The 25,598-nt window shown below is 61.0% G+C and carries 29 protein-coding genes; 6 read left to right on the forward strand and 23 right to left on the reverse strand.

Features of this window, described 5'->3' with window-relative positions; translation table 11 throughout:
* Nucleotides 1–129 precede the first annotated feature (129 nt).
* From FHT29_RS20420 to FHT29_RS20430, 3 genes are all read left to right on the forward strand, one after another.
* Complete coding sequence (locus FHT29_RS20420) at nt 130–453, forward strand: hypothetical protein (RefSeq protein WP_047552796.1); 324 nt, start codon at nt 130–132, stop codon at nt 451–453.
* 142 nt (nt 454–595) lie between these two features.
* Nucleotides 596–1,102, forward strand: coding sequence for a superoxide dismutase family protein (locus FHT29_RS20425; protein WP_047552799.1), 507 nt, complete (start codon nt 596–598; stop codon nt 1,100–1,102).
* A gap of 262 nt (nt 1,103–1,364) precedes the next feature.
* The gene (locus FHT29_RS20430) at nt 1,365–2,003 is read left to right on the forward strand and encodes an EF-hand domain-containing protein (RefSeq protein WP_246703064.1); all 639 of its coding nucleotides are present in this window, start codon (nt 1,365–1,367) and stop codon (nt 2,001–2,003) included.
* A 60-nt stretch (nt 2,004–2,063) separates the two neighbouring features.
* On the opposite strand, the gene FHT29_RS20435 is transcribed toward FHT29_RS20430, so the two are convergent.
* The 7 genes from FHT29_RS20435 to FHT29_RS20465 form a co-directional block, all read right to left on the reverse strand.
* Nucleotides 2,064–2,597, reverse strand: coding sequence for a tyrosine phosphatase family protein (locus FHT29_RS20435; RefSeq protein WP_168600082.1), 534 nt, complete (start codon nt 2,595–2,597; stop codon nt 2,064–2,066).
* The gene (locus FHT29_RS20440) at nt 2,594–3,211 is read right to left on the reverse strand and encodes an HD family hydrolase (protein WP_037193896.1); all 618 of its coding nucleotides are present in this window, start codon (nt 3,209–3,211) and stop codon (nt 2,594–2,596) included. The genes FHT29_RS20435 and FHT29_RS20440 overlap by 4 nt, the downstream gene beginning before the upstream one ends.
* The gene (locus FHT29_RS20445; protein WP_037193898.1) at nt 3,208–4,047 is read right to left on the reverse strand and encodes a folate-binding protein YgfZ; all 840 of its coding nucleotides are present in this window, start codon (nt 4,045–4,047) and stop codon (nt 3,208–3,210) included. Before FHT29_RS20445 ends, FHT29_RS20440 begins: the two co-directional genes overlap by 4 nt.
* A 73-nt stretch (nt 4,048–4,120) precedes the next feature.
* Nucleotides 4,121–4,876, reverse strand: coding sequence for a hypothetical protein (locus FHT29_RS20450; RefSeq protein ID WP_168600083.1), 756 nt, complete (start codon nt 4,874–4,876; stop codon nt 4,121–4,123).
* A 16-nt stretch (nt 4,877–4,892) separates the two neighbouring features.
* Nucleotides 4,893–5,150: a hypothetical protein gene (locus FHT29_RS20455; RefSeq protein WP_034507811.1), complete on the reverse strand. Its 258-nt coding sequence runs from the start codon at nt 5,148–5,150 to the stop codon at nt 4,893–4,895.
* A gap of 104 nt (nt 5,151–5,254) precedes the next feature.
* On the reverse strand, nt 5,255–5,686 hold the full coding sequence (locus FHT29_RS20460; protein WP_168600084.1) for a TIGR02301 family protein: 432 nt from the start codon (nt 5,684–5,686) through the stop codon (nt 5,255–5,257).
* Between the two features lie 76 nt (nt 5,687–5,762).
* A complete protein-coding gene (locus tag FHT29_RS20465; RefSeq protein ID WP_092572826.1) occupies nt 5,763–6,200 on the reverse strand; it encodes an NUDIX domain-containing protein in 438 nt (145 codons plus the stop codon).
* A gap of 139 nt (nt 6,201–6,339) precedes the next feature.
* Here FHT29_RS20465 and FHT29_RS20470 point away from each other — a divergent pair, with 139 nt between their 5' ends.
* Nucleotides 6,340–6,660: a YnfA family protein gene (locus FHT29_RS20470; RefSeq protein ID WP_047639162.1), complete on the forward strand. Its 321-nt coding sequence runs from the start codon at nt 6,340–6,342 to the stop codon at nt 6,658–6,660.
* Nucleotides 6,661–6,703: 43 nt separating this feature from the next.
* Complete coding sequence (locus FHT29_RS20475; RefSeq protein WP_168600085.1) at nt 6,704–7,468, forward strand: SOS response-associated peptidase; 765 nt, start codon at nt 6,704–6,706, stop codon at nt 7,466–7,468.
* A gap of 79 nt (nt 7,469–7,547) precedes the next feature.
* Here FHT29_RS20475 and FHT29_RS20480 read toward each other — a convergent pair whose 3' ends face one another.
* From FHT29_RS20480 to FHT29_RS20510, 7 genes are all read right to left on the reverse strand, one after another.
* Nucleotides 7,548–7,688 carry a hypothetical protein gene (locus tag FHT29_RS20480; RefSeq protein WP_167669519.1) on the reverse strand — a complete coding sequence of 47 codons (141 nt, stop codon included), beginning with the start codon at nt 7,686–7,688 and terminating at the stop codon, nt 7,548–7,550.
* Nucleotides 7,689–8,014: 326 nt separating this feature from the next.
* Complete coding sequence (gene pssA, locus FHT29_RS20485) at nt 8,015–8,875, reverse strand: CDP-diacylglycerol--serine O-phosphatidyltransferase (RefSeq protein ID WP_047639164.1); 861 nt, start codon at nt 8,873–8,875, stop codon at nt 8,015–8,017.
* Nucleotides 8,876–8,895: 20 nt separating this feature from the next.
* Complete coding sequence (locus FHT29_RS20490; RefSeq protein WP_047552826.1) at nt 8,896–9,594, reverse strand: phosphatidylserine decarboxylase; 699 nt, start codon at nt 9,592–9,594, stop codon at nt 8,896–8,898.
* Nucleotides 9,595–9,795: 201 nt separating this feature from the next.
* The gene (gene pyrE, locus FHT29_RS20495; protein WP_168600086.1) at nt 9,796–10,338 is read right to left on the reverse strand and encodes an orotate phosphoribosyltransferase; all 543 of its coding nucleotides are present in this window, start codon (nt 10,336–10,338) and stop codon (nt 9,796–9,798) included.
* Between the two features lie 200 nt (nt 10,339–10,538).
* Nucleotides 10,539–11,237, reverse strand: a complete 699-nt coding sequence (locus FHT29_RS20500; protein WP_037193917.1) for a phosphatase PAP2 family protein — start codon at nt 11,235–11,237, stop codon at nt 10,539–10,541.
* Between the two features lie 134 nt (nt 11,238–11,371).
* A complete protein-coding gene (locus FHT29_RS20505) occupies nt 11,372–13,258 on the reverse strand; it encodes an ABC transporter ATP-binding protein/permease (RefSeq protein ID WP_168600087.1) in 1,887 nt (628 codons plus the stop codon).
* 267 nt (nt 13,259–13,525) lie between these two features.
* Nucleotides 13,526–15,547, reverse strand: a complete 2,022-nt coding sequence (locus FHT29_RS20510) for a LysM peptidoglycan-binding domain-containing protein (RefSeq protein WP_047552831.1) — start codon at nt 15,545–15,547, stop codon at nt 13,526–13,528.
* A gap of 155 nt (nt 15,548–15,702) precedes the next feature.
* On the opposite strand from FHT29_RS20510, the gene FHT29_RS20515 reads away from it, so the two are divergent.
* Entirely contained in the window at nt 15,703–16,326 is a 624-nt protein-coding gene (locus FHT29_RS20515) for a TIGR00730 family Rossman fold protein (RefSeq protein WP_047552834.1), read from the forward strand.
* A gap of 28 nt (nt 16,327–16,354) precedes the next feature.
* Here the strand turns inward: FHT29_RS20515 and rarD are convergent, their stop codons facing one another.
* The 9 genes from rarD to purF form a co-directional block, all read right to left on the reverse strand.
* Nucleotides 16,355–17,266: an EamA family transporter RarD gene (rarD, locus tag FHT29_RS20520; RefSeq protein ID WP_037193924.1), complete on the reverse strand. Its 912-nt coding sequence runs from the start codon at nt 17,264–17,266 to the stop codon at nt 16,355–16,357.
* 109 nt (nt 17,267–17,375) lie between these two features.
* The gene (gene cimA / locus FHT29_RS20525) at nt 17,376–18,992 is read right to left on the reverse strand and encodes a citramalate synthase (protein WP_047552839.1); all 1,617 of its coding nucleotides are present in this window, start codon (nt 18,990–18,992) and stop codon (nt 17,376–17,378) included.
* A 169-nt stretch (nt 18,993–19,161) separates the two neighbouring features.
* Nucleotides 19,162–20,121 (reverse strand): prolyl aminopeptidase, encoded by a 960-nt coding sequence (gene pip / locus FHT29_RS20530; RefSeq protein ID WP_047552841.1) that lies wholly within the window; start codon nt 20,119–20,121, stop codon nt 19,162–19,164.
* Nucleotides 20,118–20,594: a GFA family protein gene (locus FHT29_RS20535; protein ID WP_037193930.1), complete on the reverse strand. Its 477-nt coding sequence runs from the start codon at nt 20,592–20,594 to the stop codon at nt 20,118–20,120. The genes pip and FHT29_RS20535 overlap by 4 nt, the downstream gene beginning before the upstream one ends.
* A complete protein-coding gene (locus FHT29_RS20540; protein WP_047552844.1) occupies nt 20,587–21,078 on the reverse strand; it encodes a GFA family protein in 492 nt (163 codons plus the stop codon). The genes FHT29_RS20535 and FHT29_RS20540 overlap by 8 nt, the downstream gene beginning before the upstream one ends.
* Nucleotides 21,075–21,554: a GFA family protein gene (locus tag FHT29_RS20545; protein ID WP_047552847.1), complete on the reverse strand. Its 480-nt coding sequence runs from the start codon at nt 21,552–21,554 to the stop codon at nt 21,075–21,077. Before FHT29_RS20545 ends, FHT29_RS20540 begins: the two co-directional genes overlap by 4 nt.
* A complete protein-coding gene (gene cysS / locus FHT29_RS20550; RefSeq protein ID WP_168600088.1) occupies nt 21,551–22,942 on the reverse strand; it encodes a cysteine--tRNA ligase in 1,392 nt (463 codons plus the stop codon). The genes FHT29_RS20545 and cysS overlap by 4 nt, the downstream gene beginning before the upstream one ends.
* Before the next feature lie 225 nt (nt 22,943–23,167).
* Nucleotides 23,168–23,908: an SDR family NAD(P)-dependent oxidoreductase gene (locus FHT29_RS20555; RefSeq protein WP_047552853.1), complete on the reverse strand. Its 741-nt coding sequence runs from the start codon at nt 23,906–23,908 to the stop codon at nt 23,168–23,170.
* 68 nt (nt 23,909–23,976) lie between these two features.
* On the reverse strand, nt 23,977–25,461 hold the full coding sequence (gene purF, locus FHT29_RS20560) for an amidophosphoribosyltransferase (protein WP_047552855.1): 1,485 nt from the start codon (nt 25,459–25,461) through the stop codon (nt 23,977–23,979).
* Nucleotides 25,462–25,598: the final 137 nt, after the last annotated feature.

Raw genomic sequence — 25,598 nt, forward strand, 5'->3', positions numbered from 1 at the left:
GTTAATACTCATTAACAATTTGTCTTTACGAGCCGAGCAAAGCAGCCTATCAAGGCTCCATAGTTCAACTCTGAATGTATTGCGTACAAACGATGTCGCATGAGGCGGCTCCTACCTCAGGAGGTTTGTATGTCCCATGTTTCTTCCATATCCAGCAGCTCCTATCCGTATCGCGGCACGCTTTCGCGTCTCGATGCCAATGGTGACGGCGTCCTCAGTCGTACGGAGCTTGAAGCCGGCGAGCGTCCAGGCATTCTCGAAGCCAATACTGATAGCTCCGCCAGCGCATTGGGTGGCCTCATCGCAAAGCTGATGCAACTGCCGAGCGCCGATGCGGCATCCACGGTCACGTCGCCGCAATCCAATATTGCGTCTGGCGTGGACCTTCTGTCACCGATGGATGCCTACAACAACACCTATGGCCAGTACGACGTCAGCGGCATAGCCGCCTGATAGATGTCCGCTGCAGTGTTTTGGCGGCCAGCCGGATATGCCGGCGGGCCGCCTTATCTATTTGATGCAGCCGCATTTCCCCTCCTCGGAACACTCGTCTCCGCCAAGCGTTAGATACCGACACGCAAGGGAGAACTGTTCCATGAAACGGATGATAATCGCTGCAATTCTCACTCTCGCTGTGGCCTTGCCCGCCGCAGCGCAGAGCCAGGGAACGGCGACGGCCGATTTTGTCGGTCTCGATGGCAAGCAGGCGGGGCGGGCAACGCTGACCGAAGGCAAGGCGGGCGTGCTGATCGAGATGGAGGTGTCCGGCCTGCCGTCCAATCGCTGGGTGGCTTTCCACATTCATGAAAGCAGCCGCTGCGATCACACGCACGGATTCGAGTCCGCAGGCGGCCATTTCAATCCCACAAAGGCCGAGCATGGTTTCCTTGCCGCCAAGGGACCGCATGCGGGCGATATGCCCAACCAATATGTCGATCAGGACGGCAAGCTGCACGCCCAGGTGTTCAACGGCATGGTGTCATTGAACGGCAAGAATGGCATTCGCGGCCGGACGCTGATGATCCATGCCGACTCGGATGATTACCGCAGTCAGCCGGTTGGTGGTGCCGGCAAGCGCCTCGCATGTGCTGTCATTCAATAGATGAGGCGGTCAGGGTGATTCGGACCCTTTATGCTGCCGGTGTGTAGCAAAGGTTGTCTTCGCCGCGCCAAGGCCCATTGGCGATATGATTCGGTAGCTGTCAATTGAGGTTAATGATCAATTAACACATATCTTTAATCACGCGACCAAATCGACCTATTCTATCCGCAGATGAATAAGTGTGCCGGGGGGTAACCGAACACGCCGATGGCGTTTGCTTTAGGAGATTTGGATGAGTGGAGTTTCTTCAGTTGGAAGCAGCATGACGGCTGCCTCGTACAGTCCCCTTGATAAGAACCAGGACGGCATTGTGGACGCCCAGGAATTGCAGGAGGCGGCACAATCCGGTCTCCTGTCGGCAAGCGTCCTCAGCGACGAGGATAATGGCAGCAGCAGCGATCCGAGCGCGACCGATGTTTTCTCCGGCAATCTGGCATCCATGCTGCTGCAGATGCAGCAGACAGGCGCCAGCCAGTCGAGCACGGCTTCGTCCACTGGCGGCTCATCCAGCCAATCGCCCATGGACCAGCTGTTTGCCAGCCTCGACACCAATAAGGATGGCAAGGTTTCGGCGGACGAGTTCGTTGCCGGGCGACCGAAGGACATGAGCGAAAGCGACGCCCAGAACCTCTTCAAGAGCATTGATACGCAAGGCTCTGGCTCGCTGTCGAAGGATCAGTTCGCCGAAGGCCTCGATGTCCTCAAGCCCCTGGACGCTTCTGCCGCCGACATGCTGTCCCTGGAGCCGACGTCCAGCGGCAGCAGCGCAACGAGCTTAGCCACGACTGCCAAGAATAACGCGCTGGATAACTTCCTTGCCGAAATGCAATCGTCGATGAATCTCTATCAGAATACCTACGGCCAGTATGATCTTGACCAGACGGGCAGCGCTGCGGCCTGATCCATCGGGATGGATTGTTGCGATACGGACGGAGGCTGCGCAAGCGCAGTCTCCGTTCTTTCATAGAATGTCGCTGTGCACAGCCAATGGCAGGATGAAAGGCGCGTTGCCATCGGCATCTGCGCCGCGTCCGATCTCCTTGACCGCCGCGACCAGCCGGCCCTTGCGCCCGAGCATGTCGTCACCGATGGCGATCAGCCGAGTATTTGGTGTCGCATAAGGGGAGGCCGCGCGCAGGCGGCGGACGAGCGCCAGATCGTCCTCTTCCGGAAGAACGGCAAGGGCCGCGATCAGCGCCGCTGCCGGCGAACGCGATACACCCATCCAGCAATGGATCAGCAAGGGCGCCGCGCGATCCCATTCCGCTGCAAAATCGATGATGGCGCGAACATGCGCCTCCTGCGGGGCGATGAGATCGCCGGTGCCGGCAAAGCTGATATCGTTCATGTTGAGCAGCAGATGACGTTCCGCATTGATGACGGCCGGGCGGTGAAAGGCATGCTCCTTGGCCATCAGGCTGATCATTTCGCGCGCATGATGGCGAACGGCCATTTCGGCGATGCGTGCCAGCGGCGATACGACGATCGTCGTCACGCACCGATCCTCATCGACGTGCGCTCGGCCTCGATCGCCTCGAAGCGCCTCAGGAACAGCCGCTGCGCCTCGATTGCCGGCATGGGTTCGATCGGCAGCATCTCGCGGGTGATGTCGCGGGGTTGACCGAAAAACTTGCGCGCCTCCTCCGGCGTGAAGCCGGCAAGCAGTGTCGCCTCGAAATAGGCCGAGACCGTATCGGCCTTCTTGATCTTTTCCTTCAGCTGCGGCGCGCAATGCGGGGGCAGGGCAAAACGACGATAGATCGCCGCTTCGAGCCGTTTTTCCACCGCCTTGTAGTCGCCGCCGACCACCGACTTGAACGGCGAGATCATATCGCCGATGACATATTCCGGTGCGTCATGCAGCAGCGCCGCCAGCAATTCGTCCGGCGTCGCCGGGTTCAGATGACGAAAGATCGCTTCGACGACGAGGCTGTGCTGCGCTACTGAAAAGGCATGATCGCCATAGGTCTGGCCGTTCCAGCGCGCAACGCGGGCAAGCCCATGGGCGATATCGCTGATCTCGACGTCGAGCGGCGACGGATCGAGCAGGTCGAGCCTCCGTCCCGATAGCATGCGCTGCCAGGCGCGCGCAGTCTTGGCCGATGTCATGCCGAAGCCTCGTCGGCCTGGGAAGGGAAGGAGAGGCCGGACCAAGCAGGCAGCGATACCGAGACGTCGGTATCATCAGCCCGGATGGGTGTTCCTGCTGCCATGGCTTCGCCCGCGCGGTCGATGCGGACGATGGCAAGACCCTTGCTGCCTGCGGTCGAACCGAGCGTGCCCACAGGCTTGCTGCCGACGGTGAGTTCCGTGCCGGAGGCGGGCAGGTCGGCATTGCCGCTCACGATGACGACGCGCCTGCGCGCCGTGCCGCGATGCTGCATGCGGGAGACCACCTCCTGGCCGACATAGCAGCCCTTGCGGAAGCCCAGGCCGCCGTTGAGGTCCAGCAGCACATCGTGCGGAAACGCGTCCTGCAATGCGAAATCGCGGCCGGAAACGGCAACGCCGTTGGCGATGCGCAGCGCGTCATAAAGCGTCTCGGCATCGTCCCCATGTTGGCCTGATGTGCGCGTCAGCGTGATGCCTGCCTTGGCGAAGCGGCTATCCTTGGGGCCGTCCGTTGCCTTGTCCGCCCAGGCGACGGTAACGCCTTGAATATCTTCGACGCCGAAATCGACCTTGGCGCGCAGCCGGTACATGGTGAGCCGCTTCAGAAGGCCATCGCGCTGTGCCGTGTCTGTCTCGAGCAGAAAGCCGGAGCCATCTCGCCAGATCATGAAGTCGAACAGAATCTTGCCCTGCGGCGTCAGCAGCGCGCCGGGGCGCGCTTCGTCGGCGCCGAGCGAGACGAGATCGGTGGTGATGAGATTGTGCAGGAACGGTTCCGCCTCGGCGCCGGCGACGCGGATGAAGGAACGGTCTCTCAGGAATACGGCTGGCATGATGGATCCGCTGATTTGGGCTATGATCCAGAGGTAGGGCCTTCGACCGCGAACCGCAAGTTCTCCGACTGGATCATTCGCCCGACGTGAAAAATTTCCACTTGCCGTCCGGCGTGATGCCGACTCGATAGAAATTGTAGCCGCCGAATTCCAGCATATCGGCGTAGTCGCCCGCCGTGACGATGCGCATCAGGTCGACCTTTTCCGGGGTGGAGAGCGTCTTGATGTCTTTCTGCGCGAAGTAGGGCCAGACATAGATTTCGTCCGGCGTACCCTGGCCGACACGGGCAAAGCCGGTCGACATGATGTCGAGGAGGATGGACAGGATTTCGATGCCGTCTGGATCGCCCGAAAGGTCGTGCAGGGTCTTGATCGGATCCTCGCCGGGGTCGTCGGCGGTGACCTGGGTCTGCTTGAGACCGCCACCGATATTCATCAGCGGGCGCAAGCGCTCGAGATCGCCTGAGGCCGCCGCCTCCACGATCGCCTCACGGAGCTTTCGCACCGGCTCCGGCGCCTTGTTGATGTCGAAGAGGAACTCGACCGACTTGTTTGCGCTTGCTGCATCGCCATTGCCCTGGTCGGCTTGCTTGTTGACCAGCGGATCCGGCGTCGGGAGCGTAGTGGACGGCGCTTCCAGTGCTTGCTCGACAGGTTTCTGGTTCTTCTGCTGAGCGGAGGCGCCTGGAGCGTTCGGTTGGGAAGCTGGTGGATTGAGCTGCGAGAAGGCTAGTGCCGGCAACGGCAAGGCAACGGAACCGGCAATCATGGTTACGGCTGCAAACGAGGCAATGGAACGGCGACACTCATTGCCCGGAAACATATGCATGAACAATCTCTGGTTACTATTGCAGGGTACGGTTCGGAGAGAATTCCCCAGCGAGCATGCGTTCCCGAAGCGATTCGAGCAAGGCTTCCGCGCCCTGCTCACCCTGTATGCGGATGGTCTCGCGAATGGCATGCGCGATGGCGGCGTCGGCGATGATCTCGGGCTCGATACCATCAGCCATGCCGTCAGCCCAAGCCTCGTTCTGGTATTCCAGCGCTGCCTGCATTTTTTCATGGACGATCATGTCGTCGATTTCGTTCAGGCTGGTTTCCATTGATTCTTTCCTCGAGACGTTCATGTCCTTACCACTTGCTTAACAACTTTATCAGCCTTTTCCTAAAACGACACGGCTGGGTGCGAAAAGGGGTTAATAAATCGTTAATTTCCAAAGCGGGCGGTGATTTCTGTCGCCAGTGTTGCACCTTCGTTACGGTATCGCTCCTCGGCAACGAGCGCCTGCGGCGTGCAATTCGTGTAAACCGATGCAAAGGACCTATACCCACGGTTGAACGCGGCGGTCAATTTTTCCTTCCTTTTCGGCTCGCCCTTGGTTTCGGTGTCAAGCAGCTGCTGCATATCTCCCCGCCATCCGTCTTCCGATGCTGCGCAAAGATTGCGCAAATAATCGATCGAGCCGAGGATTTCGGCGAGCCGGGACAGTTGGACATCATAGGGCGTGGGTCGTTCGGCGACTGCGGTGTCGGGCGTCTGTGCCTGTGGCGCGTTCGCGACAGGTTGCGCCGCGGCCGGAAGCGCGGCGGCGAGCACAAAGCAAATCAGAAGCGGTGGGCCAAGACGGTTGTGAATCATGTATTCAGTTGAGCGGACAAGCATGACGTGAACAAGGCATAGCATGCGCTTTCCAACCCGTTATTGCCTCGCATCGTTAATATTGCGGCTGGGGCTGCGTACCAGTCGCCGCAATCCTTTCCACGCATTCGAGCACGCTGGCCGGAACCGGCAAGGTTCGGACCTCCTCCAGCGAATACCAGCCGATGGCTGCGGCATCGTCGGCGGCTTCCGCAATGGCATCCCTGTCGGCATCGACGAGGAAGACCGACAGCAGGAAATGGCTCGTCAGCGTTCCGTCTGCCGCATGGGAGCGCAGATCATAGGTTTCGAACAGGCGAGGATTGCGTGCGCTTATGCCTGTCTCTTCCTTGAATTCGCGCAGGGCCGCTTCCGCCGGCGTTTCGCCGTCTTCGGCCCTGCCGCCCGGAAAAGCATACATGTCGGCAGATGGCGGGTTGCTGCGCAGGACAAGCAGGAATCGGCCGTCGCGTTCGAGGATGGCGGAGGAGGCGGGGCGGGGAAAGGACGTCATGGGATCGTTTCATATTCGCATGATGAGACGTCTACATCTCTACAGGAACCGAGCCTTGCTGTCCTCCGGGAAAGCCCTTTAACTCGCTGCCGACAGGGGCGGCGATTCGTATGCGCCGAATGTGCGGGCGACCATGGGAATGATCTACGGACTGTATGCTCTCGCGGCCTTGGCCGAAATTGCCGGCTGTTTCGCCTTCTGGGCATGGCTGCGACTGGCAAAGCCGATCTGGTGGCTTGCGCCGGGTCTTGTGTCGTTGGCACTCTTTGCGTGGCTGCTGGCACTGGTGCCGAGTGAGGCCGCCGGGCGTACCTTCGCCGCCTATGGCGGTGTCTATATCGTTGCTTCCATCCTGTGGCTCTGGCTGGCGGAGGGGCGGCTGCCGGACCGCTGGGATATTTCCGGCGCGGCCATCTGCCTTGCCGGTGCGGCGATCATTCTCTTCGGTCCACGCGGCTGACCTTCCGCTTGACCCGGCGCTTTCCGGGTGCAAAACAAGCCCCATGTGCGGACGCTTTGCTTTGACATCGACGGCGGACTATGTGGGCGAGGCGCTGGGCGTCCTGCTGCGCGACGATTTTCCGGCGCGTTACAATATCGCTCCGACACAGCCGATCCTCGTCGTCATATCCGGTGAGAGGCAGCAGCCCGGCAGCAATCTGCCGGATCGCCGCGCCCTTTTGGTGCGCTGGGGCTTCATGCCCGGCTGGGTGAAGGACCCGAAGGAGTTTCCGCTTCTGATCAATGCGCGCGCCGAAACGGCAATCGGCAAGGCATCCTTCCGCGCCGCCATGCGCCACCGCCGCATCCTCGTTCCGGCGTCGGGCTTTTACGAATGGCATCGCCCGTCCAAGGAAAGCGGTGAGAAGTCGCAGGCCTATTGGATCCGGCCGCGCGCGGGCGGCGTCATCGCCTTTGCCGGGCTGATGGAAACCTGGTCGTCGGCCGACGGCTCGGAAGTGGATACTGGTGCCATTCTGACGACCGCGGCAAACAGCGCCATGCGCCCGATCCATGATCGCATGCCCGTGGTCATCAAGCCGGAGGATTTTGCCCGCTGGCTCGATTGCAAGACGCAGGAGCCGCGAGATGTCCTCGATCTGATGACACCGGTTCAGGAGGATTTTTTCGAAGCTATTCCGGTTTCGGATCGGGTTAACAAGGTCGCCAACATGGGGCCGGACCTGCAGACGCCTGTAACGGTCGAGCCTGTGAAAAAGCCGCCGAAGAAAACGGATCCCGAGGGTGGCCAGCTAAGCCTTCTTTGATCGGCCGCCATTCGGCGACCGGTGTCGGGATATGTCGCCGAGCCATGGCTGTTTGGCAGCCGGCCGGCGATTGTCGACCTCAGGCGATTTTCTTCTTGAGAGGCTTGGACTTCAACATCAGATGGGCCGCAAGAACGGCTTTCAGGCCGAGCGGCCGATAAAGCATGCTGGGATCGATCTTTGCCTGCGGTTGTGCCGCTTCGTCTTTCTTCTGCGTCATGATTAACTCCTCACCAATGCTCCCCGGAGCATTTTCCGATTCACTGTCGTGTATCGCTGTCTCGTCGTAAATCATGACAAATCGAAGGCGTTTTCCAATCAGCTTTTGTAAACAATGACCACATTTCGCGAGATTAGCATCGAATCTTCGTGTGAAATCCATCCTGATGAGATGCTAATATTCCGTTAAAAGGCCCGGCTGCGCGTACCCCCAATACCGCCCGATGGCTGTTCTGGCTCTCTTGATTGCTAAGGGGAGCTTACAAACTTGCGGTTGCGCACGACGGCGTCACGGGAGCACAGCCCTGGGCATGCCTCGCGTGCCGGCTAAATATGCCGGCCGATATCGTCGTTGGAATCGTCGACGTCGGGGTCGCCCGGTCCGTTGATGGTGTAGGTGCCGTATTTCTTCGCCCAGGAGCGCGCGCCGAGTGGCAGGGACAGCAGGTAGACGATGACGGTCACGACCATGACATGCCATGTATAGCTCATCAACAGCGCCACATAGACGACAAGGGCGAGCATGATCGGCAATACGAGGTCGCGCCGGATGCGGCTGCCTTCCGTCTTGCCGGACCAGACGGGCAGGCGGCTGACCAGCAGAAAGCCGATGAGCACGGTGTAGGCGGCACCCCAGTAGGCGAAAGTCCTGTCCGGCGTCAGACCGAGGAAGCCGAGATAGACGGGCAGCAGCACCAGCATGGCGCCGGCAGGCGCGGGGACGCCGACGAAATATTCCGATTGCCAGGACGCCTTGTGTTCGCGCTCGGTCATGACGTTGAAGCGAGCGAGCCGCAAGGCGGCGGCGATGGCGTAGATCAAGGCGGCGATCCAGCCGAGCGAGTGGGCCTGATCGAGCAGAAAGACATAGACGACCAGCGCCGGCGCAACACCGAAGTTGACGATATCGGCCAGCGAATCCATCTGTGCGCCGAATTTTGAAGTTGCCTTCATCAGACGTGCCACACGTCCGTCCACGCCGTCGAGGAAGGCCGCAACCAGCACGGCGACCACGGCAAGCTCGTAGCGGTTTTCGAAAGCGAGGCGGATACCCGTCAGTCCCGCGCAGATCGCCAGCACGGTGATCATGTTCGGCACAATCAGCCGCAGGGGAATTTCCCGCAGGCGCGGCCCGCGCGCTTCGTCATTGGATCCATGCGGCTCGAAAGGCGGAAAAGGCGTCTTCATTTCGTTCGTTTCTCTGGGGCTCAGCTGCGACGGCTAACGGTCGGGCCCTTGGGCGAGCCGAATTCGGCAATCACGGTTTCGCCAGCGATCGCCCTTTGGCCGACGGCCACGCGCGGCGAAGCACCCTCGGGCAGGAAGACGTCGAGGCGTGAGCCGAAGCGGATCAGGCCGATGCGCTCGCCCGCGTCCAGCGGCTCGTTCGGGTTCACGAAACAAAGGATGCGGCGGGCGACGAGACCGGCGATCTGCACGACACCGATTTCGCCGTGCTTCGTTTCGATGACGAGGCCGTTGCGCTCGTTCTGCTCGCTGGCCTTGTCCAGTTCCGCATTGAGGAAGCTGCCCTGGCGATAGGCGATGTTGGTGATGCGCCCGCGCATCGGCGAACGGTTTACGTGGCAGTCGAAGACGTTCATAAAGATCGAGACGCGCAGCATCGGCTCGGTGCCAAGGTTGAGCTCAGCCGGCGGCGTGACCATCTGCACGCCGGAAACCTTGCCGTCGGCCGGCGATACGGCGAGGTCGTCGTCCTGGGGCGTCATGCGCTCGGGATCGCGGAAGAAATAGGCGCACCAGAGCGTCAGGATCAGGCCGATCCAGAAGAGCGGCTTGAAGATCCAGCCGAGCACCAGCGACGCGACGAAGAAACCTGCAACGAAGGGATAGCCTTCCTTATGCACCGGAACGATGACGTTGCGCACGCTGTTCAACAAGCTCATCTAAAGCCTACTCCGTTAAGGGCACCCTCGCGAAAACCGAACCCCGGTTGCGGAACGAGATGATGCCGGTCAAAAGATGAGAACAAGATAAGCGGTCTTGCTCTGATTACCAGTCGACGGTGACTACAGGCAAATGCCGTCATGAGCAATGCTCTCGCACGCTCGCCCCCAATGCAATCCCGCTCTCTTCTGCGGCCTCCACTACCTGGCGTTTTCCAGATCCGCCTTCGTAAAGACTGGAAGGACAGAGAGTTCTGGAAGGCCTTGGATTGTCGGCGCGCCATCCCCGCGCCAGATGGCGCAGACGACGGCAAGGATGTGTGCATGCTCGCCGAGCGCCAGGCGATAGGCGTCTTTCACTGCGCCGCCCGTCGTAATGACATCCTCGATGAAAGTGACGCGGCGACCCGAAACATTCTGTCCCTCGATGGCCCGGCATGTCCCATAGGTCTTCGCTTCCTTGCGAACAAACGCTGCGGGGAGGCCGATCTCGAGCGAGATTGCTGTTACAAGCGGAATGCCGCCCAGTTCCAGGCCCGCCAGAATCTCGGTTTCGGCCGGGATGAGCTCAGCCATGGCGCGGGCCAGCGGCTTTAGAAGAGAAGGTGTGCCTTCGAAGCGATACTTGTCGAAATACCGGTTGGAGATCTGACCCGAACGGAGTGTGAATTCACCCTGCAGGCTTGCCACTTCGGCAATACGCCGGGCGAGATCGCCTTTCGTGCAAGCTACCCCATCAATCATCATCGAACCTCCCATATCGCAAAGCTTCTCGCGTATACGCGCGAAATCATCCGACCGTAAACCGCATAATTTTAGCAGTCGTGGCGGGACGTGCTGGTGGCGGGAAGGGGCAAATATGCGCCAAGCTCGGTATGCGCAAAAGGCAAGCCGCCGGAGACGATCCGGCGGCTTGGGGATGCGATGCTGTCGTGAAGTAGGGATCAGAGGCCGAGAGCGGCGCGCAGTTCCGCCTTGGCGCCCTCGTATTCGCTCTTGTAGTCGTCATGAGCCATGATGGTTTCAGCGATGACGGTGCCGGCGATGCGGCCGGCTTCGATGTCGGATGCATAGTGAATGCCGCCGACGATGCGGTTATGGCCGTATTCCCAGGCGCGGGCCATGATGACAGGACGCTTCTCCGGCACCATGTTCGAGAGCACGATGCCCATCAGCGTGCCGACCGTGGTGTGGCCGGACGGATAGGAGCCGGACTTGGAGAGCGGTACGATCGGCTTTACGAGATCGCTGTAGAGATGCGGGCGCGGGCGCTTCCAGACATCCTTGGCCGGATCGACGACGGCGCCTTCCGTCTCGACGATGCGATCGAAGAACGCGGAGAATTTCGGCAGATTCTCCTTGGTGAACTTCGGATTGTCGATGACATCGGAGAAGCGCCAGACATTCTCTTCCGCATCGGCCACGGCGCGCGCCGCCATTTCCGGTGTGCGGGTAACCTGGATGGTCAGGATTTCGCCCAGCTCGGCCTTCATCTGCGCCGAATCATTGGCGGGCGGCGGCGGCAGCAGATTGAGGAGATTGATCTCCTTGGCATCCGTGAACGGCTTGGCATCCTCGGCGAAAACCGGCGAGGTAACGCCGACAACGAGCAGCAGTGTTAAAACTTTGGCAAAATTACGCATTTGGGGCTCCCTTGAAAGTGAGAACCGTACCTAGCAAGCTGTCGTCTCAACCTCGTGACAGCTGCCCTGTGTAATATTTCTGCGCGATATTGCCTGGGGTGACCCCTCGGAGCAGCAGTATGCCGCGCCTCCGCTCAGCTTGCCGGCGCCAGCCGGTTGACCACGCCCAGGTCGTCGTTTTCGCGCACCTGCTTCAGAAGCTCCTCGGCCTGCGTTGCCTCGCGTTGACGGTTCCACATGGAGGCATAGAGCCCATTCTGCGCGAGCAGGTCCGCATGCGTGCCGCGCTCGGCGATCACGCCGCTTTTCAGCACGATGATCTCATCGGCACTGATCACGGTCGAAAGACGATGGGCGATGACCAGCGTGGTGCGGTTCTTCGAAACGACATCGAGGGCCGCCTGGATCTCGCGCTCGGTCGTCGTGTCCAGCGCCGAGGTCGCCTCGTCGAGGATCAGTACCGGCGGCGCTTTTAGAACGGTGCGGGCAATCGCGACGCGCTGCTTCTCTCCCCCTGACAGTTTGAGGCCACGCTCTCCGACCTTCGTCTCGAAGCCGTCGGGCAGATGGCGGATGAAATCGCCGATTTGGGCGATCTCCGTCGCTGCCGCCACCTCTGCGTCGCTCGCGCCCGGCCGACCGTAGCGGATGTTGTAGGCGATGGTGTCGTTGAAAAGCACCGTGTCCTGCGGCACCATGCCGATCACCTTGCGCAGGCTCTTCTGCGTCACCGTGCGCAGGTCCTGGCCGTCGATGGTGATCGTGCCGCTTTGCACGTCGTAGAAGCGGTAGAGAAGGCGCGACAGGGTCGATTTTCCCGCGCCCGATGGACCGACCACGGCGACTGTCTTGCCGGCGGGCACATCGAAGGAAATGCCCTTGAGGATCGGCCGGGCAGCATCGTATGCGAAATGCACATCCTTGAACGAGATGGCGCCGTTGCCGATAATCAGGTCCTTTGCGTCGTCAGCGTCTGTCACCTCGGGCTTGACCTCCAGCAGGTCGAACATTTCCTCGATATCAGTCAGGCCCTGGCGGATTTCGCGGTACACGAAACCGATGAAATTCAACGGCACGGAAAGCTGCAGCAGCATGGCATTGATGAAGACGAAGTCGCCGACGGTCTGGTGCCCGTTGAGAACGGACAAGCCGGAGATGACCATCATGACCGTCGAGCCGAGGCCGAAGATCACGCCCTGGCCGAAGTTCAGCCAGCCAAGCGATGTCCAGACGCCCGTCGCGGCCTTTTCATACTTCGCCATCGACTGATCGAAACGCCTGGCCTCCATCTCCTCGTTGCCGAAATACTTGACGGTCTCGAAATTCAGAAGCGAATCGATCGCCTTCGTATTGGCGTCCGTGTCGCTGTCGTTCATCGTGCGGCGGATGGAAATGCGCCAGTCGCTCGCCTTGACGGTGAACCAGATGTAGAGCCAGACCGTGACCGCCGTCACGGCGAGATAGGAAAAGCCGTAGCCGCGCCAGAAGATGATGGCGGTCAGCAGGAATTCGATGAATGTCGGAAACGTATTGAGGATGGTGAAGCGGACGATGGTTTCGATGCCCTTGGTGCCGCGCTCGATGACGCGCGAAAGGCCGCCTGTCTTGCGCTCCAGATGGAAGCGTAGCGACAGTTCGTGTATGTGCACGAAGGTCCGGTAGGCGAGCTGGCGAACCGCATACTGGCCGACGCTTGCAAACAGCGCATCGCGAAGCTGGTTGAGGCCGAGCTGTATGAGACGTGTAGCGTTCGTGGCGACGATGAGTGCGATGGCGCCGACCATGAAGGCCGGCAGGATGCCCTGCATGTCGAGCTTGCCGTTCAAGGCGTCGACGGACCATTTGAAGAAATAGGGAACCAGCAGCAGGAAGAATTTCGAGACCAGCAGGAAGACGGTCGCCCAGACGACACGCATCTTCAGGTCCATGCGCCCGGCCGGCCACATATAGGGCCAGAGATTGATGATCGTATTCAATGGATTGCTGGAATCCGCCGATATGGTTTTCTTGCGGTCTGCCATGTCCGTCTCCGGCGAATAATCGAGGCAGCCGGACGTTGACGACCACTGGGGCGGCCCGGCTGGGATTGCCTTCGCATGCAAAAACGCGGCCGTCACGCGAAGGCGATGAGGGTTGCGCGACGCTTATACTATTTTTATGCCGCGTAAAAGCATCGGCCAGGCGTTGATCGCGCCTGGCCGATGCATGACCTTGTCGAGGGAGCTCCAGGCTATTGTTTTTACGCAGTTCCGGACGGAAAACCGCTGCGCACGTTTCCTGGAATTGCTCTAAAGATGCTCGCCCGAAAGCCGCTTGCGATGAAGCTCTTCGGCGTTGGGAAGCGCGTCCTTCGGAAGGCCGAAGACCTGTCCGGGAAGGATTCGGTCCGGATTGTTGATCTTGTCCTCGTTGGCCAGATAGATCGTCGTGTAGCGCACGCCGGCGCCATAGATACGGCGTGATATTTGCCACAGCGTATCGCCGCGACGGATGATGACGGCGTTGGCATCCTGCGAGAGCGGAGCCTGCTCCAGTGTCTTCGGACCGCTCTCGTTCGACGAGACCTCCGTATTCGGCTGGGCCGGTGCCGTCTGTGCCGGCGCGGTGATGGCCGCGATCATGTGTTCGAGATTGGGTAGCCCATCGCCGACCGACTTCGGATCCTTCGGAAGAGCCTGCAATACGGCAAGCGCCTTGAGGGCGGCGGCCGAAGCGTCGGCAGCAGCCTTCTTCAGGTCCGCGCTGGCGCCAATGGCCGGCCGGAATTCCGAAAGCGACTTCAGCGCGATCTCCGTGCCGGAGCGTGCAGCGGCAAGCTGTTCCACATTCGGCTGCTTGCCGTCAGTAAACAGGCCCTTCAACAGTGCGAAAGCCTTGCCGGCACCTTCTCTGAGCTTGGCAAGCTCGCCCTCGTCGAGCGGCACCATCGCGGCGGCCACCGACTGCGTCTGGGCGCCGGTCGCAGCCGGCGTCTGCGCGGCAACGGTCACCTGATTGCCTTCGGGGCGGGTGAAATTGACGCTGGTGCGCACAACGACCTTGCCTGCGCTGTCGAGCACGTCGACGCGAATCTTGTGGTCGCCGACAGCGAGCGGCATCACGCCATCGACGACGAAATGCCCGTCGCCACCGGCCGCGATCTCTCCGATCAACTTGTCGTCGGCATAGGCGCGCACCTTGGCGTGGGGCTTCGTGGTGCCGGCAACGAAGATATGGTCGTTTTCGATTTCCACGGCGTTGACCAGGACATCCGGCTGCCCATCCGTCGTCGCAGGCGTGCCGGCAGCGGGGTTGGCGGATGCCACGGCGCTACCGTCCTGTTGCGGCTTGGCGTCGGATGCATTGCCCTGAGCATTGGCTGTCGGCGCATTCTGCTCGGCGGCAGTCACGCGGCCCTGCTTGGCCGAGGGAGCCGTGATGATACGGCTGGCCGTGCCCGGCTTCGACACCATGGCGAGAAGCTGTGTCGAATCATCCTTCGGGACTGAAACGGTGGCCACTTCCTCGGAGTTGACGGGCTTGCCGTCCTTGCCGGTCGCGCGCAGCACCAGCTCGTGATCGCCGGGCGGCAACGGATTGTCGAGTACCGCGGCAAAGTCGCCGCTGGGGCCGACATTGGTCGTGGTCACGACCTTTTCGCCATCGACGATCTCCAGCTTGGCGTTCGGCTCGGCCGAGCCGGCGATGACGGTGGATCCATCGGGTTCTACGCGCAGCACGTCGAACGACGGGACCAGGGATTTCGTCGCTGCCTCGGTCGTTGGTGCAGCGCCGCCGGTCAGCGCCGCCAATGCCTTGTCGATTGCAGCGCTGGCCTCGGCCGCGTTGTCGGGAAGCGACTGGACAATGGCGAGCGCCTTGTTCGCGCCATCCTGTACCTTTGTGACGAGGCCGGTCGCCGTCTGATCCGTGCCGGCGGGAAGCGCAAAAGCGACGATCGACTGAAGCGCCGTGATCGCCTTCGTCTTCGCGGCTGCGAAAATATCCTGGCTCGGCGTCGTGCCATCCTTGAACAGAGTCTTGAGGTCGGCAAGCGACGCCGTCGCGGCACCCGTCAGATCGGTAAGCTTTTTGGCGAGATCGGCCGTGTTGGCGGCGTTCGACACCGCATTCTGTGTCGACTGAGCTGTCTCGGCAGCCTTTTGCGCACTATCCTCGATCGTATTCTTCACCGTGTTGCTGGCCTGATTGACCGCATCGCCTATCGGCTTCTTGTCCCCGTTGATGCGCGGCATCACGAAAAAGACCATCAGTATGGTCGCAATTATCAGCACCAACAGAGCCAGCCAACCGGCACGGTTCTTCATCATTATTTATCTCCAGGCGGCGAAGTCGTCGCAACTCCTGAAATTGCTAGCGATTTCGCCTGTTTTTACAAGCTTTCTAAGCCATTTTCGCATGTCCGGGCACAAGTTTTCCTTCGAAAAATCTTGACTGAGCATTTGCAGCATAGTTGTTTGCATCCATGACCGACGATTCTGCGCCAATTCGATCCATTTGCGTTTATTGCGGCTCAAGGCCGGGGCGCGATTCTTCCTACATGGCTGCCGGCCGCGAGCTGGGCAAAAGCATAGCCGAGAACGGCCTGCGCCTGATCTATGGCGGCGGAACGAAGGGCATCATGGGCGCTGTCGCAAGCGGTGTGCTCTCGCACGGCGGTCAGGTCACGGGCATCATTCCGGAATTTCTGGTCGACATGGAAGCGACGCGCCATTCGCTCGGCCAACTGGACGAACTCATCATAACGCCAGACATGCATGCGCGCAAACATGGCATGTTCGAGCGCGCCGACGCCTTCGTGGCGCTGCCTGGCGGTATCGGCACTTTGGAGGAGATCGTCGAGATCATGACCTGGGGCCAGCTCGGCCGTCATGAAAAGCCGATGGTTTTCGCCAATATCAATGGTTTCTGGGATCCGATGATGGAGCTCATCCGCCACATGACGGAGGAGGGCTTCGTTCACACCGCCCATCGTGTCCAGCCGCTGGTCATAGACAAGATCGCCGACATCATTCCCGCTATCCGCAATCACGCCGCTGAAACGCAAGGCGACCGCGGCGGTGAAGAGGCGGTCATTTCCAAGCTCTGAAGGGCGCCAGTAATAGCCGCCAATTCCGTCAGCGCGTGCGGCTCCGCCTCAACATCGACCAGCTGTAAAGCGCCAGGCCGGCCCAGATCAGCGAGAAGGCGATCATTTGTGTCGTCCCGAAGGGTTCCTTGAACAGGAAGACGGCAATCAGGAAAACCATCGTCGGCACGATGTATTGCATGATTCCGACGGTGGACAACTTGAGGAGCTTCGCGCCGTTCGCAAAGATCATCAACGGCAGGGCGGTGATCAGGCCGCATCCAAGCAGCAGCGCGGTATCGGTAAGGCCCGTTCGATAGAGATGGCCTTCGCCGCGCGCCTCCAGATAGACGATGTAGAGCGTCGCCGGGATGCAGAGAAGCAGCACTTCGAGGAAGAAGCCCTGATTGGCGCCAACCGGCAGCGTTTTGCGGAAGAAGCCGTAGAAACCCCAGGAGAAGGTCAGCGTTAACGCGACCCAGGGCAGGGTTCCCGCCTTGATGGTGAGGATGACGACGGCTGCCGCAGCCAGTCCGATCGCGACGATCTGCGCCGGCGCCATCTTTTCCTTCAGAAGCAATGAGCCGAGCGCGATGCTGAACAGCGGGTTGATGAAGTAGCCGAGCGCCGCATCGAGCGAATGACCGGCGCCGATCGCCCAGACATAGGTCCCCCAGTTGATGGTCACAAGCGTCGCGGTCAGCGACGCCATCGCGACCGTGCGCGGATTGCTAAGCGCCGCCTTCACGTCGCCCATGCGGCCGAGCGCCAATAGCACTGCGCCCGCGACGGGAATGGACCAGAGGATACGGTGAGCGATGACCTCCATCGCCGGGATGTGCCCGAGCGCCTTCATGTAGAGCGGCAGAACGCCCCACATGAGGTAGGCCGTCAGCACGAAGCCGAACCCGCGTGCACTGTCTTCGTTCTTGATCTCAGGGGCGACCGTATCGGTGGCCATGAATGTTTCCCGCCATATTCTGTTCTTTGAGACGGGATTACTCCAATGCGGGTGACGTGGCTAATTCATTTCCTTGACGGCATCGTCAAGGTTTTTGATAGGCGGCGGATCACTCCGCCGCGATTCTGCCCGCCATATGACGGTTCTTCATCAGCTTGTAGATGACGGAATCCATCAGCGCCTGGAACGAGGCGTCGATAATGTTTTCCGAAACGCCGACCGTCCACCAGCGCACGCCGTCGCTGTCGGTGGATTCGATCAGGACGCGGGTCACGGCCTCCGTGCCGCCGTTGAGGATACGCACCTTGAAATCGGCCAGTTCCAGATCGTCGATCTCGTGCTGGTATTTGCCGAAATTCTTGCGCAGCGCCAGGTCGAGCGCGTTGACCGGGCCATCGCCCTCGGCGACCGACATGATGGTCTGGCCGTCGATGATGATCTTGACCACCGCTTCCGAGACGATCTTCACCCGGCCGTGGGAATCGAAGCGACGCTCGACCATCACGCGGAAGCCGTCGATCGCGAAGAACTCCGGAATGGTGCCGAGCGTGCGGCGCGCCAGCAGCTCGAAGCTGGCATCGGCGCCTTCGTAAGCGTAGCCCGTGGCTTCCCGTTCCTTGACGATCTGGATCAGTTGGTCGAGCTTGGGGTCGTCCTTGCCGACTTCGATGCCTCGCCGCTTCAGGGCATTGATGAAGTTCGACTTGCCGCCCTGGTCGGAAACCATGACCTTACGGAAATTGCCGACGCTTTCCGGCGGCACATGTTCGTAGGTTCGCGGATCCTTGAGCAGGGCCGAGGCATGGATGCCGGCCTTGGTGGCAAAGGCGGAAGCACCGACATAGGGAGCCTGGTGGTCTGGCGAGCGATTCAGCAACTCATCGAAGGCGTGCGAAAGACTGGTGAGCCCGACGAGCCGCTCGGCATCGATCGTCGTTTCGAATCGCTCGCTATAGGCCCGCTTCAGCGCCAGCGTCGGGATCAATGTGATCAGATTGGCGTTGCCGCAGCGCTCGCCGATACCGTTCAGCGTGCCCTGGATCTGCCGCACGCCGGCCTCGACGGCGGTAAGCGAATTGGCAACCGCCTGACCGGTGTCGTTATGGGCATGGATACCAAGACAGTGCCCCGGAACGCCACAGGCGATGACGGCTTCGACGATGGCGCGGATTTCCGGCGGCTGCGAGCCGCCATTGGTGTCGCAGAGCACCACCCAGCGCGCACCCGCCTCATAGGCGGTCTTGGCGCAAGCGAGTGCATAGGTCGGATTGGCCTTGTAGCCGTCGAAGAAGTGCTCGCAGTCAACAAGGGCTTCCTTGCCGGCGTTGACGGCAGCGTTGACGCTTTCGGCGATGCTTTCGAGATTTTCCTCGTTGGTACAGCCGAGCGCCACCTTGACGTGATAGTCCCAGCTCTTGGCCACGAAACAGATCGCGTCCGCCTTCGCCTGCAAGAGGCTGGCAAGGCCGGGATCGTTGGAGGCAGAAATGCCGGCGCGCTTGGTCATGCCGAAGGCGACGAAAGAGGCCGATTTCGTGCGCTTCTCGTCGAAGAAGGCCGTATCGGTCGGATTGGCGCCGGGATAGCCGCCCTCGACGTAGTCCAGGCCGAACTCGTCCAGCATGGTTGCAATGGCAATCTTATCCTCGACGGAGAAATCGATGCCGGGCGTCTGCTGGCCATCGCGGAGCGTCGTGTCGAAGAGATAGATTTTTTCGCGTGTCATACTGTTTCCTCCGGCGAACCGGTTTGATGGTGGGTGCCCCTCATCCGTCCTCTCTCGGTTCCGCTTTGCCAAACCGTTCGAGTCCACCTTCTCCCCGTTTACACGGGGCGAAGGGGCTTGTGAGGTCGTTCCCTCTCCCCGCGTGCGGGGAGAGAGGCCTTACTCGGCATTACACTTTCCCGGCAAACTTGTCCGTCGCACGGATCAACTGATCCAGGATACCCGGCTCGGACGAGGCATGGCCCGCGCCCTCGATCAGATGAAACTCCGCCTTCGGCCAGGCCTTGTGCAGCGCCCAGGCATATCTCGCCGGGCAGGGCATGTCGTAACGGCCATGAACGATGACGCCGGGAATGTCCTTCAGTTTGTGCGCATCGCGCAGGAGCTGACCTTCTTCCAGCCAGCCGGCATTGACGAAGAAGTGGTTCTCGATGCGCGCGAATGCATGCGCATATTCCGCGTCCTCGAACTGCACGCTGACGGACGGTTCCGGCAGCAGCGTGATCGTTTCGCCTTCCCAGATCGACCATGCCTTGGCGGCCTCCAGGCGGGCTGCCTTATCGGGATGCGTCAGCAGGCGGTGGTAGGCCGCCATCATTTCATGGCGCTCGTCCGGCGGGATCGGCGCCACGAAGCGCTCCCACTTGTCCGGAAACATCTCCGAGACCCCGAACTGATAATACCAGTCGAGCTCGGCTCTCGTCAGGGTGTAGATGCCGCGCACGACCAGTTCCGAAACGCGTTCCGGATGCGTTTCTGAATAGGCGAGCGCCAGCGTCGAGCCCCAGGAACCGCCGAAAACAAGCCATTTCTCCACGCCGGCCATTTCGCGAAGCCGCTCGATATCATCAACCAGATGCCAGGTCGTGTTGGCTTCGAGGCCGGCATGCGGCGTCGACCGTCCGCAGCCTCGCTGGTCGAACAGGGTCACGTCGTAAAGCGCCGGATCGAACACGCGGCGATGGCTCGGCGAGATGCCGCCGCCCGGACCGCCATGCAGAAAGACCGCCGGCTTGGCGCCGGGCGTTCCCACACGCTCCCAGTAGATGACATGCCCATCGCCGACATCGAGATGGCCGGAGGCATAGGGTTCGATTTCCGGATAGAACGTCCGCAGGATCTCCGTCATATTTTCAGTCCCCCGGCCGGCCAGACGTCCGTATCGTGATCGGGATGCTGGAAGGAAATGATCCGCTCCTGCTGGGCATAGAAATCAGGATCCTGGAGCACGGGCTTTTCGAAGATGGTCTCTACCCAGGGCAGGCGCGAGGCATGGTTCACCTGGATCTGCGGCGCGAGATCATCGCGCTCGTCGAAGGCGCCGATGGCAATCTCCAGGCCACCAGGATGGCGATAGGTCATCGGCGTGCCGCAATTCCTGCAGAAGCCGCGATCGATGTTGACGGAAGATTGGAAATAGGTCGGCTCGCCACGCGTCCATTCAAGACCATCGTTCGGTGCCGTGACAAGGGCGGAGAAGAAGCTGCCGAACTGTTTCTGGCACATGCGGCAATGGCAGATCGACGGGCGACCGAGCTCGCCGCGAATGCGAAACCGCACCGCGCCGCATTGGCATCCTCCGCTTCTGGTGACTTCAGTCATGGCGCTTCTCCTGGGGCCAGGTTGAGGTATCGTGATCGGGGTGTTGGTGGTTGGATAGCCGGATCGACGAAGCGCGATCGGAGCCATCTTCATCCGGTTCCATCGGCAGCACATCCAGCGCATGGAACCAGGGCATCTTTGCCGCAAGGTTCGATTGCGCGACAGGCTGGACCGCCATCGGCTCATCCAGCGAGCCAAGCGTGACATTGATGAAAGCCGTACCCGGAATATCATAGAACAATGGCGTGCCGCAGGTGCCGCAAAAGCCACGGCGCACGAGATCGGACGAATGAAACCATGAAGGTTCGCCGCGCGTCAGCTCGAAGTCGGCGCGTTGGGCGCTGCCAAGCGGGAGGGCGTAGTTGCCCGATGCTTTTTGGCACATGCGGCAATGGCAGAGATGCGGATAGCCGAGCGCGCCGGCGGTGCGATAGCGAACCGCGCCGCATTGGCATCCACCGCTATATCCCGCAGTCATCGTCATTGACCGGTCTCCGCTGGCCATGCCGCCGTATCGTGGTCCGGGTGCTGGTACGACACAAGCTCCAGCACGAAGGGCGCCTGCTCTGCGTCTTCTTCCGTCCGATGGCCCGGCAGCAGATGCAGCCGGTCGACGAAATCGATCTTGGCTTCCGTTCCGTATTGCACGACGGGCGGCAGCTGCGAGGGATCGTCGAAGGCGCCCGCCGCCACCGCCACACCATCCGGCGCCTCATACGTCAGCGGTGTGCCGCAGTCCCCGCAGAAACCGCGCTTGACGTAGTTGGAAGACTGGAACGTTTTCCGTTCCCCGCGTGTCCAAGTCAGCTCCGCGCCGCGCGTCGAGACCAGCGGTGCGTAATAGGCGCCGAAGGCTTTCTGACACATGCGGCAATGACAGATCGACGCATCCTTCAGTTCGCCCCGCACCCGGAAGCGAACCGCACCGCATTGGCAGCCACCTGTGTAGGTTGCACTCACCGCTTGACCTCCCAAGTCGTGATGCGCTCGCCCGTTGCCGGATCCTTGCCATCCTTCAGCTGGATGCCCCTTGCCAGAAGGTCGTCACGGATCCTATCCGCTTCGGCGAAATTCTTCGCCTTCAGCAGTTCCAACCGCTGCCGCACCTTGGCATCGATCTCGGAAGCGACGGCTTCATCGACTTCCGCCTTCTTCGGTAGCAGGCCGAGAAGGGCGGCGCTCGCTGCAAAGACAGGCAGGAGGCTCGCATCGGCATTGGCGGCTTGGGCCAAAGCATGCAGCGCCTGAACGGCGGCGACGGTGTTGAGGTCGTCGGCAAGGGCGGCGAGAACCGTCGCATCAGGTGCCGTACCGCTGACATCCGCTGCCGGCCATTTGGCGATCAGCCGCTCGGCTTCCTCCAGACGCTTAACGGAGAAGTCGATAGGCTCTCGGTAATGCGTCATCAGCATGGCGAGCCTCAGCACTTCGCCCGGCCAGGTCCGGCCGCCGAGTTTTTCCGTCTGCAGCAGCTCATGGATGGTGACGAAGTTGCCTTCCGATTTCGACATCTTGCGGCCTTCGACCTGCAGGAAGCCGTTATGCATCCAAACGTTCGCCATCGTATGCGTGCCGTGCGCACAACGCGACTGGGCAATTTCGTTCTCGTGATGCGGGAAGATCAGATCCAGCCCGCCGCCATGAATGTCGAAGACATCGCCGAGATAGCGCCCGCTCATGGCCGAGCACTCGATGTGCCAGCCCGGACGGCCACGGCCCCAGGGGCTTTCCCAGCCGGGCTCGTTCGCGTCGGAGAGCTTCCACAGCACGAAATCGCCGGGGCTTTTCTTGTGTTCGTCGACAGCGACGCGGGCACCCGCCTGCTGCTCATCGAGATTGCGCTTCGAAAGCTGACCGTAATCGGCCATCGACTTGGTGTCGAACAGCACTTCGCCGGCCGCCTGATAGGCGTGACCTCTGGCGATCAGCTTCTCGATGATATCGATCATCTGGGCGATGTTGTCAGTCGCCCGCGGCTGCACGGTCGGCTCCAGGCAGCCGAGCGCGGTCGTATCCTGAAAATACTGCGTCTCGGTCTTTTCCGTCACCAGGCGGATCGCCTCGTTGAGCGGCAGGCCGGGATGGTCTCGTAGCGCCCGTGCGTTGATCTTGTCGTCGACATCGGTGATGTTGCGCACGTAGGTCACGTGGCTCTCGCCATAAACCTGCCGCAGCAGCCGGAACAGCACATCGAAGACGATGGCGGGGCGGGCATTGCCGATATGGGCGAAGTCATAGACCGTGGGGCCGCAGACATACATGCGGACGCTCTCGCGGTCGATCGGCTGGAAATCGACTTTTTCGCGTGTCAGCGTGTTGTAGAATTTCAGTTGCGGCGCGGCGCCCATTTCACTCTCCCAAAGGCATAGATCCGAAAAAAATCGTCACCGGCCGGCCGGAACGTTTGTCATCTTGGATTTTGGGAGACGAAAACGGCCAGACCAGCGAAACGCTAGTGAATAATTTTCCGGCAGATAATGCAGATAACCGTTTTCATGGCAGGCTTTATCGCGCGCCGGATGAATTTGGTCAAGTGGGGAGGGAGCCTCTCCCGTACGGGGAGAAGTTCTTTTTTACTCCGGCATCCGGTAGTCGACGAGCTTGTTCTCGCGCACGACGAAGAGCTTGCCGGTTTCGGTGACGTCGGCGCCTGTGAGCGGCAGGATCGCCTTGGCGACGTCGCGGGGATGCGGCAGCGTATCCGGATCTTCGCCGGGCATGGCCTGGGCGCGCATGGCGGTGCGGGTCGCGCCCGGATCGACGCTGGTGATGCGCAGCGGCGTGCTCTGGGTTTCGCCGGCCCAGGTCCGCGCCAGTGCCTCGACAGCAGCCTTGGATGCGGAATAGGCGCCCCAGAACGGCCGGCAGCGATGGGCGGCGGCCGACGACAGGATAACGGCGCGTCCCGCATCGGAGCGCATCAGCAGCGGTTCGACGGAGCGGATCAGCCGCCAGGTGGCTGTGACGTTGACGGTCATCACCTTCTCGAAGACTTTCGCCTCGATATGGCCGATCGGCGAGATCACGCCGAGCACCCCGGCATTGGCGACGAGGATATCGAGCTTGCCCCAGCGTTCGAAGATCGAGCCGCCGAGCGCATCGATGGCGTTCATGTCGGCGAGGTCGAAAGGCACGAGCGTCGCAGACCCGCCGGCGGCCTTGATGGCGTCGTCCAGCTCCTCAAGTCCGCCGACCGTGCGGGCGCAGGCGATCACATGCGCGCCAGCCTTGGCGAGTTCCAGTGCCGTGAAATAGCCGATACCGCGCGACGCGCCGGTAACGAGGGCGATCTTGTCCTTGAGGTTGACGCTCATGCTGTCTTGATCCGAATGCTATGGGGAGGAAAGGGGCAAAAACGCCCCTTGTCAGCCGTTACCGGGGGTCAGCCGTTGCTGGCAAGCATGGAGAGCTTGCGCACGTTGCTTGTGCTTTCCCGGTCGAGCAGGCGCGTCGGATAGTCACCGGTGAAATAGTGATCGGTGAACTGCGGCTGCGCAGTGTCGCGTGGCTCGCCGCCGACGGATCTGTAGAGTCCATCAATCGACAGGAATTCAAGGGAATCGGCGCCGATGAAATCGCACATGGCCTTCAGGCTGCCATACTGGTTGGCAAGCAGCTTTTCAGCGTCCGGCGTATCGATGCCGTAGAAGTCCGGATAAAAGATCATCGGGCTGGCGACGCGGATATGCACTTCGCGGGCGCCAGCCTCGCGGATCATCTGCACGATCTTGACCGAGGTCGTGCCGCGCACGATGGAATCATCCACGAGAATGACGCGCTTGCCCTCGATGATGGCGCGATTGGCGGAGTGCTTGAGCTTGACGCCGAAAGCGCGGATCTGCTGTGTCGGCTCGATGAAGGTGCGGCCGACATAGTGGTTGCGGATGATGCCGAGCTCGAAGGGGATGCCGCTTTCCTGCGCATAGCCGATAGCCGCCGGCGTGCCGCCATCCGGCACGGGGACGACGACATCGGCCTCGACGGGCGCTTCCCTGGCAAGATTGATGCCCATGTTCCGGCGGGTGACATAGACGTTGCGGCCGCCGACCACGGAATCGGGACGGGCAAAGTAGACATATTCGAACAGGCAGAGCCGCTCGGGCTTGGAGACTTCCGGCTTGCGTGCATCGATGGTGATCGAGCCATCCGGCTGGATCTCGCAGATGACGACTTCGCCGTTTTCGATGTCGCGGACGTATTTGGCGCCGATGATGTCGAGGGCACAGGTTTCCGAACAGAAGATCGGTTTACCGTCGAGCTCGCCCATGACCAGCGGCCGGATGCCGATCGGGTCGCGCGCCGCGATCAATTTGGTGCGCGTCATGGCGAGCATCGAATAGCCGCCTTCCATCTGGCGGATCGCATCGATGAAGCGGTCGGAGGAGGAGGCCTGCTTGGAGCGGGCAATGAGATGGAGGACGACTTCGGTGTCTGACGTAGCCTGAAAGATCGCACCGTCGGCGATCAACTGCCGGCGCATGGTCAGGCCGTTGGTGAAATTGCCGTTGTGAGCGATCGCGATGCCGCCGACTTCCAGCTCGGCGAACAGCGGCTGCACGTTGCGAAGGATGGTTTCGCCCGTCGTCGAATAACGCACATGGCCCATCGAGCGGTCGCCGGGCAGGCGGGCAAGCGTGGCAGGATCGGTATAGTGATCGCCGACGAGACCCATCCGCCGCTCCGAATGAAAGCGCTGGCCGTCGAAGGAGACGATGCCGGCGGCTTCCTGGCCGCGATGTTGCAGGGCATGCAGGCCGAGCGCCGTCAGCGTTGCCGCGTCGGGGTGTCCCAGAATGCCGAATACGCCGCATTCCTCGTGCAGCGTGTCGCCGTCGATATCATTCTCGATGGAAAGGGAATGGTTCATGGCTGCGGGCCTTTGCTCTCAACGTGGGCGGATCGGGCGGCGTCACGACTGGATACTACAATAGCTGAAAATCCGGCCGGAAAATACATCGGGCCGGATCTTCCAGTTTCATGCCGCTCACATGGCGATTATCACGC

Source organism: Rhizobium sp. SG741, from assembly GCF_012275435.1.
Lineage (GTDB): Bacteria > Pseudomonadota > Alphaproteobacteria > Rhizobiales > Rhizobiaceae > Rhizobium > Rhizobium lusitanum.